At 68.0% G+C, this 13,193-nt stretch carries 14 protein-coding genes; 12 read left to right on the top strand and 2 right to left on the bottom strand.

The features are described from left to right. Positions 1–18: 18 nt before the first annotated feature. The 12 genes from KBC94_RS12810 (at position 19) to KBC94_RS12755 (ending at position 10,270) form a co-directional block, all read left to right on the top strand. Entirely contained in the window at positions 19–261 is a 243-nt protein-coding gene (locus tag KBC94_RS12810) for a BolA family protein (protein ID WP_294370544.1), read from the top strand. Between the two features lie 42 nt (positions 262–303). Beyond that, a complete protein-coding gene (gene murA, locus KBC94_RS12805; protein ID WP_294370542.1) occupies positions 304–1,584 on the top strand; it encodes a UDP-N-acetylglucosamine 1-carboxyvinyltransferase in 1,281 nt (426 codons plus the stop codon). Beyond that, positions 1,581–2,222: an ATP phosphoribosyltransferase gene (gene hisG, locus KBC94_RS12800; protein ID WP_017759882.1), complete on the top strand. Its 642-nt coding sequence runs from the start codon at positions 1,581–1,583 to the stop codon at positions 2,220–2,222. Before murA ends, hisG begins: the two co-directional genes overlap by 4 nt. A 28-nt stretch (positions 2,223–2,250) precedes the next feature. After that, positions 2,251–3,576 carry a histidinol dehydrogenase gene (gene hisD / locus KBC94_RS12795; RefSeq protein ID WP_294370538.1) on the top strand — a complete coding sequence of 442 codons (1,326 nt, stop codon included), beginning with the start codon at positions 2,251–2,253 and terminating at the stop codon, positions 3,574–3,576. After that, positions 3,573–3,929: a hypothetical protein gene (locus KBC94_RS12790; protein WP_294370537.1), complete on the top strand. Its 357-nt coding sequence runs from the start codon at positions 3,573–3,575 to the stop codon at positions 3,927–3,929. The genes hisD and KBC94_RS12790 overlap by 4 nt, the downstream gene beginning before the upstream one ends. A gap of 21 nt (positions 3,930–3,950) precedes the next feature. Beyond that, entirely contained in the window at positions 3,951–5,063 is a 1,113-nt protein-coding gene (gene hisC, locus KBC94_RS12785) for a histidinol-phosphate transaminase (RefSeq protein ID WP_294370535.1), read from the top strand. Then, positions 5,060–5,707 (top strand): imidazoleglycerol-phosphate dehydratase HisB, encoded by a 648-nt coding sequence (hisB, locus tag KBC94_RS12780; protein WP_294370533.1) that lies wholly within the window; start codon positions 5,060–5,062, stop codon positions 5,705–5,707. The genes hisC and hisB overlap by 4 nt, the downstream gene beginning before the upstream one ends. 52 nt (positions 5,708–5,759) lie before the next feature. Further along, the gene (hisH, locus tag KBC94_RS12775; protein WP_294370531.1) at positions 5,760–6,407 is read left to right on the top strand and encodes an imidazole glycerol phosphate synthase subunit HisH; all 648 of its coding nucleotides are present in this window, start codon (positions 5,760–5,762) and stop codon (positions 6,405–6,407) included. Between the two features lie 130 nt (positions 6,408–6,537). Next, complete coding sequence (gene hisA, locus KBC94_RS12770) at positions 6,538–7,284, top strand: 1-(5-phosphoribosyl)-5-[(5-phosphoribosylamino)methylideneamino]imidazole-4-carboxamide isomerase (RefSeq protein WP_294370529.1); 747 nt, start codon at positions 6,538–6,540, stop codon at positions 7,282–7,284. 48 nt (positions 7,285–7,332) lie between these two features. Then, positions 7,333–8,196, top strand: a complete 864-nt coding sequence (locus KBC94_RS12765; RefSeq protein ID WP_294370527.1) for a D-hexose-6-phosphate mutarotase — start codon at positions 7,333–7,335, stop codon at positions 8,194–8,196. Between the two features lie 7 nt (positions 8,197–8,203). Beyond that, complete coding sequence (hisF, locus tag KBC94_RS12760; protein WP_114802299.1) at positions 8,204–8,983, top strand: imidazole glycerol phosphate synthase subunit HisF; 780 nt, start codon at positions 8,204–8,206, stop codon at positions 8,981–8,983. 207 nt (positions 8,984–9,190) lie between these two features. After that, complete coding sequence (locus KBC94_RS12755; protein WP_294370764.1) at positions 9,191–10,270, top strand: polysaccharide biosynthesis/export family protein; 1,080 nt, start codon at positions 9,191–9,193, stop codon at positions 10,268–10,270. A 130-nt stretch (positions 10,271–10,400) separates the two neighbouring features. On the opposite strand, the gene KBC94_RS12750 is transcribed toward KBC94_RS12755, so the two are convergent. Both KBC94_RS12750 and KBC94_RS12745 read right to left on the bottom strand, forming a co-directional pair. Next, positions 10,401–12,638, bottom strand: coding sequence for a polysaccharide biosynthesis tyrosine autokinase (locus KBC94_RS12750; RefSeq protein ID WP_294370525.1), 2,238 nt, complete (start codon positions 12,636–12,638; stop codon positions 10,401–10,403). Between the two features lie 26 nt (positions 12,639–12,664). Further along, on the bottom strand, positions 12,665–13,099 hold the full coding sequence (locus KBC94_RS12745; RefSeq protein WP_294370523.1) for a low molecular weight protein-tyrosine-phosphatase: 435 nt from the start codon (positions 13,097–13,099) through the stop codon (positions 12,665–12,667). Positions 13,100–13,193: the final 94 nt, after the last annotated feature.

Raw genomic sequence — 13,193 nt, 5'->3', positions numbered from 1 at the left:
ACCGCCCCGCGCCCCACCATGACTGCCCAAGAACTCCAGGCCCTGATCGAGGCCGGCCTGCCCTGCCAGCACATCACGCTGGAGGGCGATGGCCGCCACTGGTTCGCCACCATCGTCTCGGCCGAGTTCGACGGCAAGCGTCTCATCCAGCGCCATCAGCGGGTCTACGCCACCCTCGGTGAGAAAATGCATACCGACGAAGTGCATGCGCTGTCGATGAAGACCTACACGCCTGCCGAGTGGGCCAAGCATAGCGCCTGACCCGTTGACCGAACGGCGAGGCCGCCGTTCCAAGGAATCCTGATGGACAAACTCCTCATTCGCGGCGGGCGTCAGCTCGGCGGCGACGTCACCATTTCCGGCGCCAAGAACGCGGCGCTGCCCCAGCTGTGCGCGGCGTTGCTGACCACTGACCCGGTGGTCGTGCACAACGTGCCGCGCCTGCAGGACGTCTCCACCATGCTCAAGCTGGTGCGTCACATGGGCGTGACCGCCGAGCGTGACGACAACGGCACGGTGCGCCTCAATGCCGCCGACCTGACGCAGCCCGAGGCGCCCTACGAGCTGGTCAAGACCATGCGGGCCTCCGTGCTGGCGCTGGGCCCGCTGGTGGCGCGCTTCGGCCATGCCAAGGTGTCGCTGCCGGGTGGCTGCGGCATCGGCTCGCGGCCGGTGGACCAGCACATCAAGGGCCTGCGGGCCATGGGCGCCGAGATCGATGTCGAGCACGGCTACATGATGGCCCGGCTGCAGCCCGGCCTCACGCGGCTGCGTGGCGCGCGCATCACCACCGACATGGTCACCGTGACCGGCACCGAGAACCTGCTGATGGCCGCCACGCTGGCCGAAGGCGAGACGGTGTTGGAGAACGCGGCCCAGGAGCCGGAGATTCCCGACCTGGCCGAGATGCTCATCAGGATGGGCGCCAGGATCGAAGGTCACGGTACCAGCCGCATCCGCATCCAGGGCGTGGAGCGCCTGCACGGCTGCGAGCACGCGACGGTCGCCGACCGCATCGAGGCCGGCACTTTCCTGTGCGCCGTGGCGGCCACTGGCGGCGACGTGCTGCTGCGCGGCGCCCGCGCCGATCACCTGGATGCCGTGGTCGAGAAGCTGCGCGATGCCGGTGCGCAGATCACCGAGGAGGCGGGCGGACTGCGCATCCGTTCTCAGGGTCGCCTCAAGGGCCAGAGTTTCCGCACGACCGAGTACCCCGGCTTTCCGACCGACATGCAGGCGCAGTTCATGGCGCTGAACGTCATCTCGGAAGGCGCGTCGACGGTGACCGAGACCATCTTCGAGAACCGGATGATGCACGTCAACGAGCTGCTGCGGCTCGGCGCGCGCATCCAGACCGATGGCCGCACGGCCGTCATTGAAGGCGTGCCCCGCCTGTCGGGCGCCTCGGTGATGGCCACCGATCTGCGCGCCTCGGCCTGCCTGGTCATCGCCGGCCTGGTGGCCGAGGGCGAGACGCTGGTGGACCGCATCTACCACCTGGACCGCGGCTACGACCGCATCGAACGCAAGCTCGGCAGCCTGGGCGCCGACATCGAACGCATTTCCACCGGAGCCGCCGCGTGATCACGCTCGCCTTGTCCAAGGGACGCATCTTCGAAGAGACCCTGCCGTTGCTGGCCGCCGCCGGCATCGAGGTGACCGAGGACCCCGAGAAGTCGCGCAAGCTGATCCTGCCCACGACCCGCCCCGATGTTCGCGTGGTGCTGGTGCGCGCATCGGACGTGCCGACCTACGTGCAGTACGGCGGCGCCGACCTGGGCGTGACCGGCCTGGACGTGCTGCTGGAGCATGGCAGCGAAGGCCTGTACCAGCCGCTGGACCTGCGCATCGCCCGGTGCCGCCTGAGCGTGGCCGTGCGCGCCGACTACGACTATGCCCACGCGGTGCGCCAGGGCGCGCGCTTGGCCGTGGCCACCAAGTACGTGGGCCTGGCCCGCGAGTTCTTCGCCCGCAAGGGCGTGCACGTGGACCTGATCAAGCTCTACGGCAGCATGGAACTGGCGCCGCTCACCGGCCTGGCCGATGCCATCGTCGACCTGGTCTCCACCGGCAACACCCTGCGCGCCAACCACTTGGTGGAGGTCGAGCGCATCATGGACATCAGTGCCCGCCTGGTCGTCAACCAGGCCGCGCTCAAGCTCAAGCGCGAGCCCATCCGCCGCATCATCGACGCTTTCGCGTCGGCCCTTCCGCAGAACTGACCGATTCTTCTCCCACCCCGCCGCTGCCATGACCCTGCAAGCCACTCCATTGCGTCTCGCCACCTCCGCGCCCGATTTCGAGGCCGCGTTCAAGGCGCGTCTGCATTGGGCGGCGGACACCGATGCAGCCATCGAGCAGCGCGTGGCGGACATCCTGGCCGACGTGCAGCAGCGCGGCGACGCGGCAGTGCTGGACTACACCCGCCGCTTCGATGGCCTCGAAGCGGATTCGCTGGCGGCGCTGGCTCTGGATCCGGCCGAGCTGAAGGCCGCCTTCGACGCGCTGCCGGATGCCCAGCGCAACGCCCTCGAAGCCGCCGCCCGCCGTGTGCGCAGCTACCACGAGGCCCAGAAGAAGGCCAGCGGCGAAAGCTGGAGCTACCGCGACGAGGACGGCACGCTGCTGGGCCAGAAGGTCACGCCGCTCGACCGCGTGGGCATCTATGTGCCGGGCGGCAAGGCGGCCTATCCGTCGAGCGTGCTGATGAACGCGATTCCGGCCCAGGTCGCCGGCGTCGGCGAAATCGTGATGGTGGTGCCCACCCCGCGCGGCGAGAAAAACCCGCTGGTGCTCGCTGCCGCCCATGTGGCTGGCGTCACACGCGCCTTCACCATCGGCGGCGCACAGGCCGTGGCCGCGCTGGCCTACGGCACGGCGACGGTGCCGGCCGTGGACAAGATCACCGGCCCGGGCAATGCCTACGTGGCGGCCGCCAAGCGCCGCGTGTTCGGCACCGTGGGCATCGACATGATCGCGGGCCCCAGCGAAATCCTGGTGCTGGCCGACGGCAGCACGCCGCCCGACTGGGTGGCCATGGACCTGTTCAGCCAGGCCGAGCACGACGAGCTTGCCCAGAGCATCCTGCTGTGCCCCGACGCGGCCTACATCGACGCCGTGCAGCGCGAGATCGACCGCCTGCTGCCCACCATGCCGCGGCGCGAGATCATCGCGGCCAGCCTCAACGGCCGCGGCGCGCTGATCCACACGCGCGACATGGAAGAGGCCTGCGCCATCAGCAATCGCATCGCGCCCGAGCACCTGGAGGTTTCCAGCCTCGAGCCGCAGCGCTGGGAGCCGCTGCTGAAGCACGCCGGTGCGATCTTCCTGGGTGCCTTCACCAGCGAAAGCCTGGGCGACTACTGCGCGGGGCCCAACCATGTGCTGCCCACCTCGGGCACGGCGCGCTTCTCCTCGCCGCTGGGCGTGTACGACTTCCAGAAGCGCAGCAGCCTGATCGAGGTGAGCGAGGCCGGCGCGCGCGCGCTCGGTCCCATTGCCGCCGAGCTGGCCTATGGCGAGGGCCTGCAGGCGCATGCCCGCGCGGCCGAACTGCGGCTGGAAGGGCGGCCGTGAACGCCGCGCGCCAGGCGCTGCTGGCGCTGGCGCTGCTGGGCGTCGCCGCAGCGGCCCCCGCCATGAGCCTGCGCGAGTTCCGCACGCTGGAGGCCGCCGGCAAGGAAGGTCCCAACTACGCCAGCTATTACCTGGTCGGCGTGGTCGAGGGCCTGCGCGAATCGGCCGAGGCGACGCAGCGCAGTGGCCAGAAGCCGCCCTTCTGCGTGGCGGGCCGCCGGCTGGAGCCCTCGATGGCGCGATCCCTGTTCCAGGGCGAGCTGGCGCGCAATGCCCAGCTCTACGAGGCCGACATGCCGGTGCAACTGGTGCTGTCGGCGGCGCTGCAGAGCGCCTATCGCTGCGCGCCCTGAGCGACGAAAGGCGCCCCACCCATGACCATGCCCCCGATGTCCGACCTGACCCGCCGCGCCCTCGAACGCATCCGCCCCGACGTGCGCGACATGCATGCCTACGTCGTCCAGCCCGCCGAGGGCCTGCTCAAGCTCGACGCGATGGAGAACCCCTACGGCCTGCCGCCCGAGTTGCAGGCCGAGCTGGGTGCCCGCCTGGGCGCGCTGGCCGTCAACCGCTATCCCGGTGACGAGGCCCAGCGGCTCAAGACGGCGATCGCGGCCCACGTGGACCTGCCGGCGGGCCAGTCGCTGGTGCTGGGCAACGGCTCGGACGAGCTGATCTCGCTGCTGGCCATCGCGTGCGACCGGCCGGGCGCCACCATCCTGGCGCCGCTGCCCGGCTTCGTGATGTATGCGCTGAGCGCGCAGCTCCAGGGGCTGCGCTTCGTCGGCGTGCCGCTGGATGCCGATTTCCAGCTCGACGAGGCCGCCATGGTGGCCGCCATCGCCGAGCACAAGCCGGCGCTGTTGTACCTGGCCTACCCCAACAACCCGACCGCCAACCTGTTCGACGCCGCCGTCATGCGCCGGCTGATCGCTGCCCAGGGCGAGCAGGGCGGCCTGGTCGTGATCGACGAGGCCTACCAGCCCTTCGCCGCCCACAGCTGGCTGGACGAGATCCGTCGCGACCCTGCCGCCCACGGCCATGTCGTGCTGATGCGCACCCTCAGCAAGTTCGGGCTGGCCGGTGTGCGCCTGGGCTACCTGCTGGCACCCGAAGCGCTGGCGGCCGAGATCGACAAGGTGCGCCCGCCCTACAACATCAGCGTGCTCAATGCCGAATGCGCGCTGTTCGCGCTCGCGCATGCCGAGGTGTTCGAGGCGCAGGCCGAAGCCATCCGCGGCGAGCGCACGCGCCTGGTGGAGGCACTCCAGGCGCTCCCCGGTGTGAAGGTGTGGCCCAGCGAGGCGAACATGGTCCTGCTGCGCGTGCCCGATGCCGATGCTGCCTTTGCCGGCATGAAGGCGCGTGGGGTCCTCATCAAGAACGTTTCTAGAATGCACCCGCTGCTGGCGAACTGCCTGCGCCTGACGGTCGGCACCCCCGACGACAACGCGCGCATGCTGGCGGCCCTCCAAGCCTCCCTATGAACACCCCCACGGCTCCCGACGCCATCGTTGCCGCCGCCGGCGGCGCCACGCCCCCGGCGCGCATCGCCGAGGTCGCCCGCAACACCGCCGAGACGAAGATCCGCGTGCGCGTCGACCTCGACGGCAGCGGCAAGGCCCAGTTGGCCACCGGCATCGGCTTCTTCGACCACATGCTCGACCAGATCGCCCGCCACGGCCTGATCGACCTGGACGTGCATTGCGAGGGCGACCTGCACATCGACGGCCATCACACGGTCGAAGACGTCGGCATCACCCTGGGCCAGGCCGTCGCCCGTGCCGTGGGCGACAAGAAGGGCATCCGCCGCTACGGCCATGCCTATGTGCCGCTCGACGAGGCGCTGTCGCGCGTGGTGGTCGACTTCTCCGGCCGCCCGGGCCTGCACATGGATGTGCGCTTCACGAGCGGCATGATCGGCGGCTTCGACACCCAGCTGACCTTCGAGTTCTTCCAGGGCTTCGTCAACCACGCGGGCGTGACGCTGCACATCGACAACCTCAAGGGCGTCAATGCGCACCACCAGTGCGAGACGATCTTCAAGGCCTTCGCCCGCGCCGTGCGCGCCGCGCTCGAACTCGACCCGCGCTCGGCGGGCGTGATTCCCTCCACCAAGGGCTCCCTGTAAACCTCCCGGCGCACCGCCGCCCGACCGGTCCTTTCCGACCCGAATGACTCCGATGAAGAACAGCGTCGCCGTGGTGGACTACGGCATGGGCAACCTCTGGTCCGTGTCCCAGGCCGTGCGCCATGCGGCAGACGCCGCGGGCGTGGAGGTGCACGTGACGGCCGACCCCGAGGTCGTGCGCGCGGCCACCCGCGTGGTTCTGCCCGGCCAGGGCGCCATGCCCGACTGCATGCGCGAGCTGCGCGAGTCCGGCCTGCTGGCCTCGGTGCTCGAAGCGGCCGCGAGCAAGCCGCTGTTCGGTGTGTGCGTCGGCATGCAGATGTTGCTGGGCCGCAGCGAGGAAGGCCCCAGCGAGGGCCTGGACCTGATCCCCGGTGAGGTGTTGCGCTTCCAGCTGGCGGGTCGCCTGCAACCCGACGGCAGCCACTTCAAGGTGCCGCAGATGGGCTGGAACCAGGTCTCGCAGGCGCGGCCGCATGCCATGTGGCAGGGGATTCCCGAGGGTGCGTGGTTCTATTTCGTCCACAGCTTCTATGCCCGGCCGCAGGACGCGGCGCACAGCGTGGGCGAGGCCGACTACGGTGGCCGCTTTACCGCGGCGGTGGCCCGCGATAACATTTTTGCGACCCAATTTCACCCGGAGAAGAGTGCCGACCACGGTTTGCAGCTCTACCGGAACTTCCTCCACTGGACTCCCTGAATCGGCCAAGCCGATCACCGCGGTTGCGGTGGGCGCCCGCGTGCCCCGCAGCAGCCTGAGACGGCCGGTTCGGAATCAGTTCGTTTCACCTTTCTCCTCCTTCGTTCCCGGCACTTTTCAGCGCCTCATCATGCTCCTCATTCCCGCCATCGATCTCAAGGACGGCCATTGCGTTCGGCTCAAGCAGGGCGACATGGACCAATCGACCGTCTTCAGCGAAGACCCCGCGGCCATGGCGCGCAAGTGGGTGGAAGCCGGCGCGCGCCGCCTGCACTTGGTGGACCTGAACGGTGCCTTTGCCGGCAAGCCGCAGAACCACGCGGCCATCAAGGCCATCCTGCGCGAGGTGGGCGACGACATTCCGGTGCAACTGGGCGGCGGCATCCGCGACCTGGACACCATCGAGCGCTACATCGACGACGGCCTGCGCTACGTGATCATCGGCACGGCGGCGGTGAAGAATCCCGGCTTCCTCAAGGATGCCTGCGTGGCCTTCGGCGGCCACATCATCGTGGGCCTGGACGCCAAGGACGGCAAGGTGGCCACCGATGGCTGGAGCAAGCTCACCGGCCACGAGGTGGTGGACCTGGGCAAGAAGTTCGAGGATTACGGCGTCGAGTCGATCATCTACACCGACATCGGCCGCGACGGCATGCTGTCGGGCATCAACATCGACGCCACCGTGAAGCTCGCGCAGGCGCTGACCATCCCGGTGATCGCATCGGGCGGCCTGTCCAACATCGCCGACATCGAGCAGCTGTGCGCGGTGGAAGGCGAGGGCGTGGAAGGCGTGATCTGCGGTCGCGCCATCTACTCGGGCGACCTGGACTTCGCCAAGGCACAGGCCCGGGCCGACGAACTGGCCGATGCGGCCTGACGCCGCGCTCCGCCTTCCTGCCTTCACCGGCCGCTTGAGGACTTTCGGATGAGCCTGCGCGAGATCACCGTCCAAGGCCAGCCGGCCGTCGAACTGTCGGCCACCACGGGCGACCAGGTCACGGTGGCGTTGCATGGCGGCCATGTGTTGTCCTGGCGCAGCGCGGACGGCACGGAGCGGCTCTACCTCAGCCCCAAGGCGGTGTTCGATGGTCGCGCGGCCATCCGCGGTGGCGTCCCGGTCTGCTTTCCCCAGTTCAACCAGCGCGGCCCGCTCGTCAAGCACGGCTTTGCGCGCAACCTGCCCTGGCAGGTGGTCCCCGACGCGGCTGCCGACACCGTCAGTCTGGGCCTGACGGCCAGCGACGAAACCCTGGCGGTCTGGCCGGAGCTCTTTCAGCTTCGCCTGAACGTGCACGTGCCCAAGGCGAACGTGCTGCGCATCGACCTGCAGGTGCGCAACACGGGCACGACGCCCTGGCCCTTCACTGCGGCGCTGCACAGCTACCTGCAGGTGGACGACCTGGCGGACGTGCAACTCCAGGGGCTGCAGGGCGCCGCTCGCTGGGACGCGGTGCGCGACGAGCGTTCGACCGAAGGCCGCGAGGTACTGCGCTTCGGCGAGGAGTTCGACAGCGTCTATGCCGCGCCCGCCCATCCTCTGGTGCTTCGCGCGGGGTCTGGCGAACTGCGCATCACCGCCGCGCCCACCTGCCCGGAGACGGTGGTGTGGAATCCCGGCCCCGCGCTGTGCGCGCGCCTGGCCGACATGCCGGCCGATGGTTGGCGCCACATGCTCTGCGTCGAGGCTGCGGCCATCGACACCCCCGTCGAACTGGCGCCGGGCAGCGAAGTGCACCTGTGGCAGCAACTCGATGCCAGGCCTTCCTCCTCCTCCTCCTCGACTTCCTGATCCTGCCATGCTTGCCAAACGCATCATTCCCTGCCTCGACGTCACCGGGGGGCGGGTGGTCAAGGGCGTCAACTTCCTGGAACTGCGCGACGCGGGCGATCCGGTGGAGATCGCTGCCCGCTACAACGCCCAGGGCGCGGACGAACTGACCTTCCTGGACATCACGGCCACCAGCGACGACCGCGACCTGATCCTGCCGATCATCGAGGCCGTGGCCTCGCAGGTCTTCATCCCGCTCACCGTGGGCGGCGGCGTGCGCACGGTGGAAGACGTACGCCGGTTGCTCAATGCCGGCGCCGACAAGACCAGCTTCAACTCCGCCGCGATCGCCAATCCGCAGGTGATCGAGGACGCCTCGTCCAAGTACGGCGCCCAGTGCATCGTGGTGGCCATCGACGCCAAGCGGCGCACGCCCGAGGAAGCGGCGACGCGGGGCGAAGGCTGGGACGTCTACAGCCACGGGGGCCGCAAGAACACCGGCCTGGATGCCGTCCAGTGGGCCAGCGAGATGGCACGCCGCGGCGCCGGCGAGATCCTGCTGACCAGCATGGACCGCGACGGCACCCGAAGTGGCTTCGATCTTGCACTCACCCGTGCCGTGAGCGATGCGGTGAGCGTGCCGGTGATCGCCTCGGGCGGCGTCGGCTCGCTGGCCGATTTGGCCGACGGCGTGCAGCAGGGCGGTGCAGACGCCGTGCTGGCCGCCAGCATCTTCCATTACGGCCAGCACACGGTGGGCGAAGCCAAGGCCCACATGGCTAAACGCGGCATAGTGGTGCGTACCTGACAGACTTATACGGAGCCGCATCCAAAGCCGAATATCATCAACATAGCGTTGACCTTTTTTGGCCACCGCTGCGCGCAGGGCCGTTGCTGCAGCAGTGCGTGATCCACGATCTGACAGGTATTTGATTTGAAACTCCCAGTGAATTTGCCGGCGTGGACGGCGTTGGCGACTGCAGCGCTTCTACAGGGTTGCACCGTGGTTCCCGGCATGGGACCTGTCGGTCCTTATTCGGATCAGGCCGAATTACCACCTAAGTTTCAATATGTGCCAGATGAGGCACCCGAAGGGCGCATCACTCCCATCACTCAGGCGCTGGTGCGCACATTGCAGGAAGTTGCGCCACGTGGTGTTCCGCCTGAAGTGCAGGCCCTGTTCGGCAAACCGGAGCCCTATTCCATCGGGCCCGGCGACGTGGTCGGCGTCATCGTGTACGACCACCCCGAGTTGCTGCCCAACGCGGGCGCCGTGATTTCGCAACAGACCGATCCGACGGGCGTCAGCGTGGCGCCCGGCTTCATCGTCGGGGGCAATGGCGAGATCTATTTCCCCTACGTGGGTCGCGTCAAGATCGAAGGCCTGACAGAGGCCGAGGCTTCCGACCTGATCGCACGCCGCCTGGAGCGCAACATCCAGAGCCCGCAGGTTTCGGTGCGTATCCAGGCCTTCCGCAGTCGCCGCGCCTACGTCGAGGGCCAGGTGCGTGCGCCGGGCTCGCAGATCTTCACCGACCTGCCCATGACGATGGCCGAGGCCATCAATCGCGCCGGGGGCATCACCGATGCGGGCGATCGCTCCTCGATCACGCTCACGCGCGGGGGGCGATCGGTGCGCATCGACCTGACGTCGCTGCGCGAGGCGGGTCACGATCTCAACGACATTCCTCTGCGCAACAGCGACACCATCACCGTCGGCACGCGCGAAGACACCAAGATCTACGTGATGGGCGAGGTGCTGCGGCCCACCGCGCTCGCGTTGCGTGGCTCGGGTCGTCTGACCCTCAACGAGGCGCTGGGCGAAGCGGGCGGTCCTTCACTGGACACTTCCAACCCTGGACAGATCTATGTGATCCGTAAGGGAGCGACGGGCTCGCCGGCGATCTTCCAGCTCGACGCCAAGAACCCCGCGGCCTTTGCCCTGGCCACGCAGTTCCCGTTGCGTCCCCAGGACGTGGTGTACATCGATCCGGTGCCGCTCGTTCGCTGGAACCGCGTCATCAGCCTGATCCTGCCGTCCGCCTCCGCCGTGAACGTGGGAACGGAAACCATCGACCGCGCTCGAGGCTGGTAAGGGCGGTAGGGCCTGCCTGGCCGGCCGTGATCGCGAAAAAAATGGCCGCCCTTGGGGCGGCCATTTTTTTGCCGTGCATTGCTCGCCGGGCCGCAGCCTCCCGTCGAAGAGAGGCCACGGTCCGAAGAACTCAGCGCTTGTACTTGTACTCGGTGTAGCGGTAGCCGCCGTAGCGGTAGCCATAGCTGCCATAGTGGCGGCGCGTCATGTCCATGGCGTTGAACACCACGCCCGTCGGCGTGACGTTGCCTTGGCGCAGGCGCTTGACGCTTTCGACGAGCTCGCCCATTTGCGTCTGGTCGGCACGTGCCACCAGCAGCACCACGGCCGAATGCGCTCCGGCAGCAGCGGCATCGGCCGCCACCAGCACCGGCGGCGCATCCATCACCACCAGATCGTATTGAGCCGACAGCGTGTCCAGCAGGCGGGCAAAGGTGTCGGACATCAGCATGTCCGCAGGATTGGGCGGATAGCGGCCGCTGGTGAGGACGTCCAGGTTGGGCACCACCTGGCGATGGATCGCCTTCTCCAGGGTGACCTCGCCCACCAGCAGTTCGGACAGGCCGCCCTCGCGCGCGAGCCCGAACTGCTTGTTGATGTAGCCCTTGCGCATGTCGGCGTCGAGCAGCAGCACCCGCTTGCCCGCCGCCGCCATGATGGCCGCGAAGTTGGCGGAGACGAAGCTCTTGCCGATGCCGGGCGTCGGACCGGTGATCAACACGCGGTTGTTGGCGCCTTCGAGCATGGCGAACTGCAGCGCGATACGCAGGCTGCGCACGCTTTCCACCGTCGTGCTCTCGGGGTTGGTGACGGTCAGCACATGTACGCCCTTCTGGCCGGACTCCATGCGCACTTCCAGTACTCCTTGCTCCTGCGTGTACGGGATGACCGACATCACGCTCATGCCGGTGTGGCTCTCGATCTCCTGCGGGTTGCGGATACCGCTGAAGAACATGCTGCGCACGAAGGCGACCGCGACGCCGGCAAGCAGGCCCAGAACGCCGGCGAGCGCAACCACCAGGGCCTTTTGCGGCTTGACAGGAAGGCGCGGAGAGATGGCAGAGTCCAGCAGGCGCACGTTGCCGGTCTTGCCTTCCTTCACCAGGCGCAGCTGAAGCGAGTTGGTCAGCAGTGATTGGTACAGCTCACTGTTGACGCGCACGTCGCGCTCGTAGCGGAAGGCCTCCTGCTGGATCGTCGGCATGCGCGAGACGCGGCTGTTGATCGCGTCGATGTTGCGCTGGATGAGGCCGATCTGCTGGTCGATGGTCTGGACGCGCGGGTGGTTCGGGGTGAACAGGGCGATGAATTCACGGCGCTTCTGCTGCGCATCGAGCAGCTTGGTCTGCAGGTCGACGATCTGCGACAGCGCGGCCTTGGCTTCCTCGTCGAAGGCCACCGTGGAGTTCTGGTTGCGGAAGCGCGTGTAGGCATCTTCCGAACGCTCCAATTGACGCTTGAACTCGGGCAGTTGTTCGTCGAGGAAGCTCAGCGTGCGCTCGGCCTCGGCCGCCTTGCGCTCGCGGTTCTGGTCGACATACTTGGTGCCCAGGGCATTGAGGATGGCTGTCAGCCGGGTGCGGTTGCTGTCTTCCAGCTCGACGCTGATCACATTGGACTGGCGGCCCTGTTCGCTGGCCTGGATGTTCCGCTGCAGGTCCTCGATGGTGCGCAGCCGCGAGTAGCGGCTCACATTGAATTGCGCGCCGGGCAGCGCGTCCAGGCGGTCGATCCTGAGCACGATGGCGCCGCCGGCACCGGGCACGTCGTGCGTGATTTCCTGGCCCACCCGGCCCTCGAAGGGCGCATCGAGCAGGGGATGCTCCACTTCGAAGCGCCCTTCGCCCATCGCGGTCACGACGAACGGCGCCTGGTCTTCGAGGCCGCCGGGAACGTCGAAGCGGCTCACCTCGATCTTCTCAGTGCCATAGACGCGACCGGCAAGTCCTGGCAACGTCATGGGAGTAGACAGGCTGCTGGCCCGCCGGGAGAGCCATTCACCCACCAGGGGCACGTAGGCGGGCTTGGCGTCGATGTAGAAGCGCGCCGCGTCGACCGCGCCGCCCACCACCAGTCGGGAGCGAAGCACCTGGATTTCGCCCGTGGCGGGTGTCTTGACTTCGAACAGGCTCGAAACGTCGCCCAGGACGCTCTTGGCGTCCGGCGCCGCATCCTCGACCTGGATCAGCAGGTTCGAGCGATAGATCGGCGTGGCCAGCAGCGCGTAGGCGGCGCCGACGATCAGTGCCAGTGCCGTGATGCCGGCCACCAGCCATTTGTTGTCGACCAGGATGTCGAAATACTCGGCCAGGTGGATTTCGTCATCGTCGTTCTCCAGGGACGCAGCGGGAGCGGGTGGTGTTTGCATGGGGCTTGCCGGAATGGCGGAGGACTTCAGGAGAGTTTGCGGATGCGTTCGGTCCACGTCTGGACGCCGGCATCGATCAGCTGCAGTGCGTTCTCGAAGGCTTCGCGGCCGAGCTTGTACGGGTCGGGCACGTTCAGCCGGGCGGCGTCGCCGAGCCGGTAGACCTTGCCGCGCACGAAGGGATAGCTCTGTTCGACGAAGCGCTTCTGCGCATCGTCCATGGTCAGGATCAGGTCGGTCTCCTGGCACATGGCCAGGCTCACCTGACGCGCGCGGTGCGCGCCGATGTCGATGCCACGTTCGCTCATGAGGGCGAGCGCCGTGGGATCGGCACCGTGGCCGATGAGCGCGCCGATGCCGGCGGAACTCACGGCGAGGCCGGGAAGCTGCTGTGCGAACAGGGCCTCGGCCATGGGGCTGCGGCAGATGTTCCCGACGCAGAGGACGAGGAGGGACTTCATGGACGAACGCAAAGAGAAAGGGCGCAGCACGCACGGGGCGCGGCTGCAGCGGGCACTGCGAGGATTACGCACGCACCGGTCGCCCGGATGCTAA

The sequence above is a fragment of the Pseudacidovorax sp. genome (genome assembly GCF_017991995.1).
Classification (GTDB): Bacteria; Pseudomonadota; Gammaproteobacteria; order Burkholderiales; family Burkholderiaceae_C; genus Xenophilus.
Note: the sequence above shows the minus strand (reverse complement) of the source record. Positions and strands in the feature narration are given on the sequence as shown.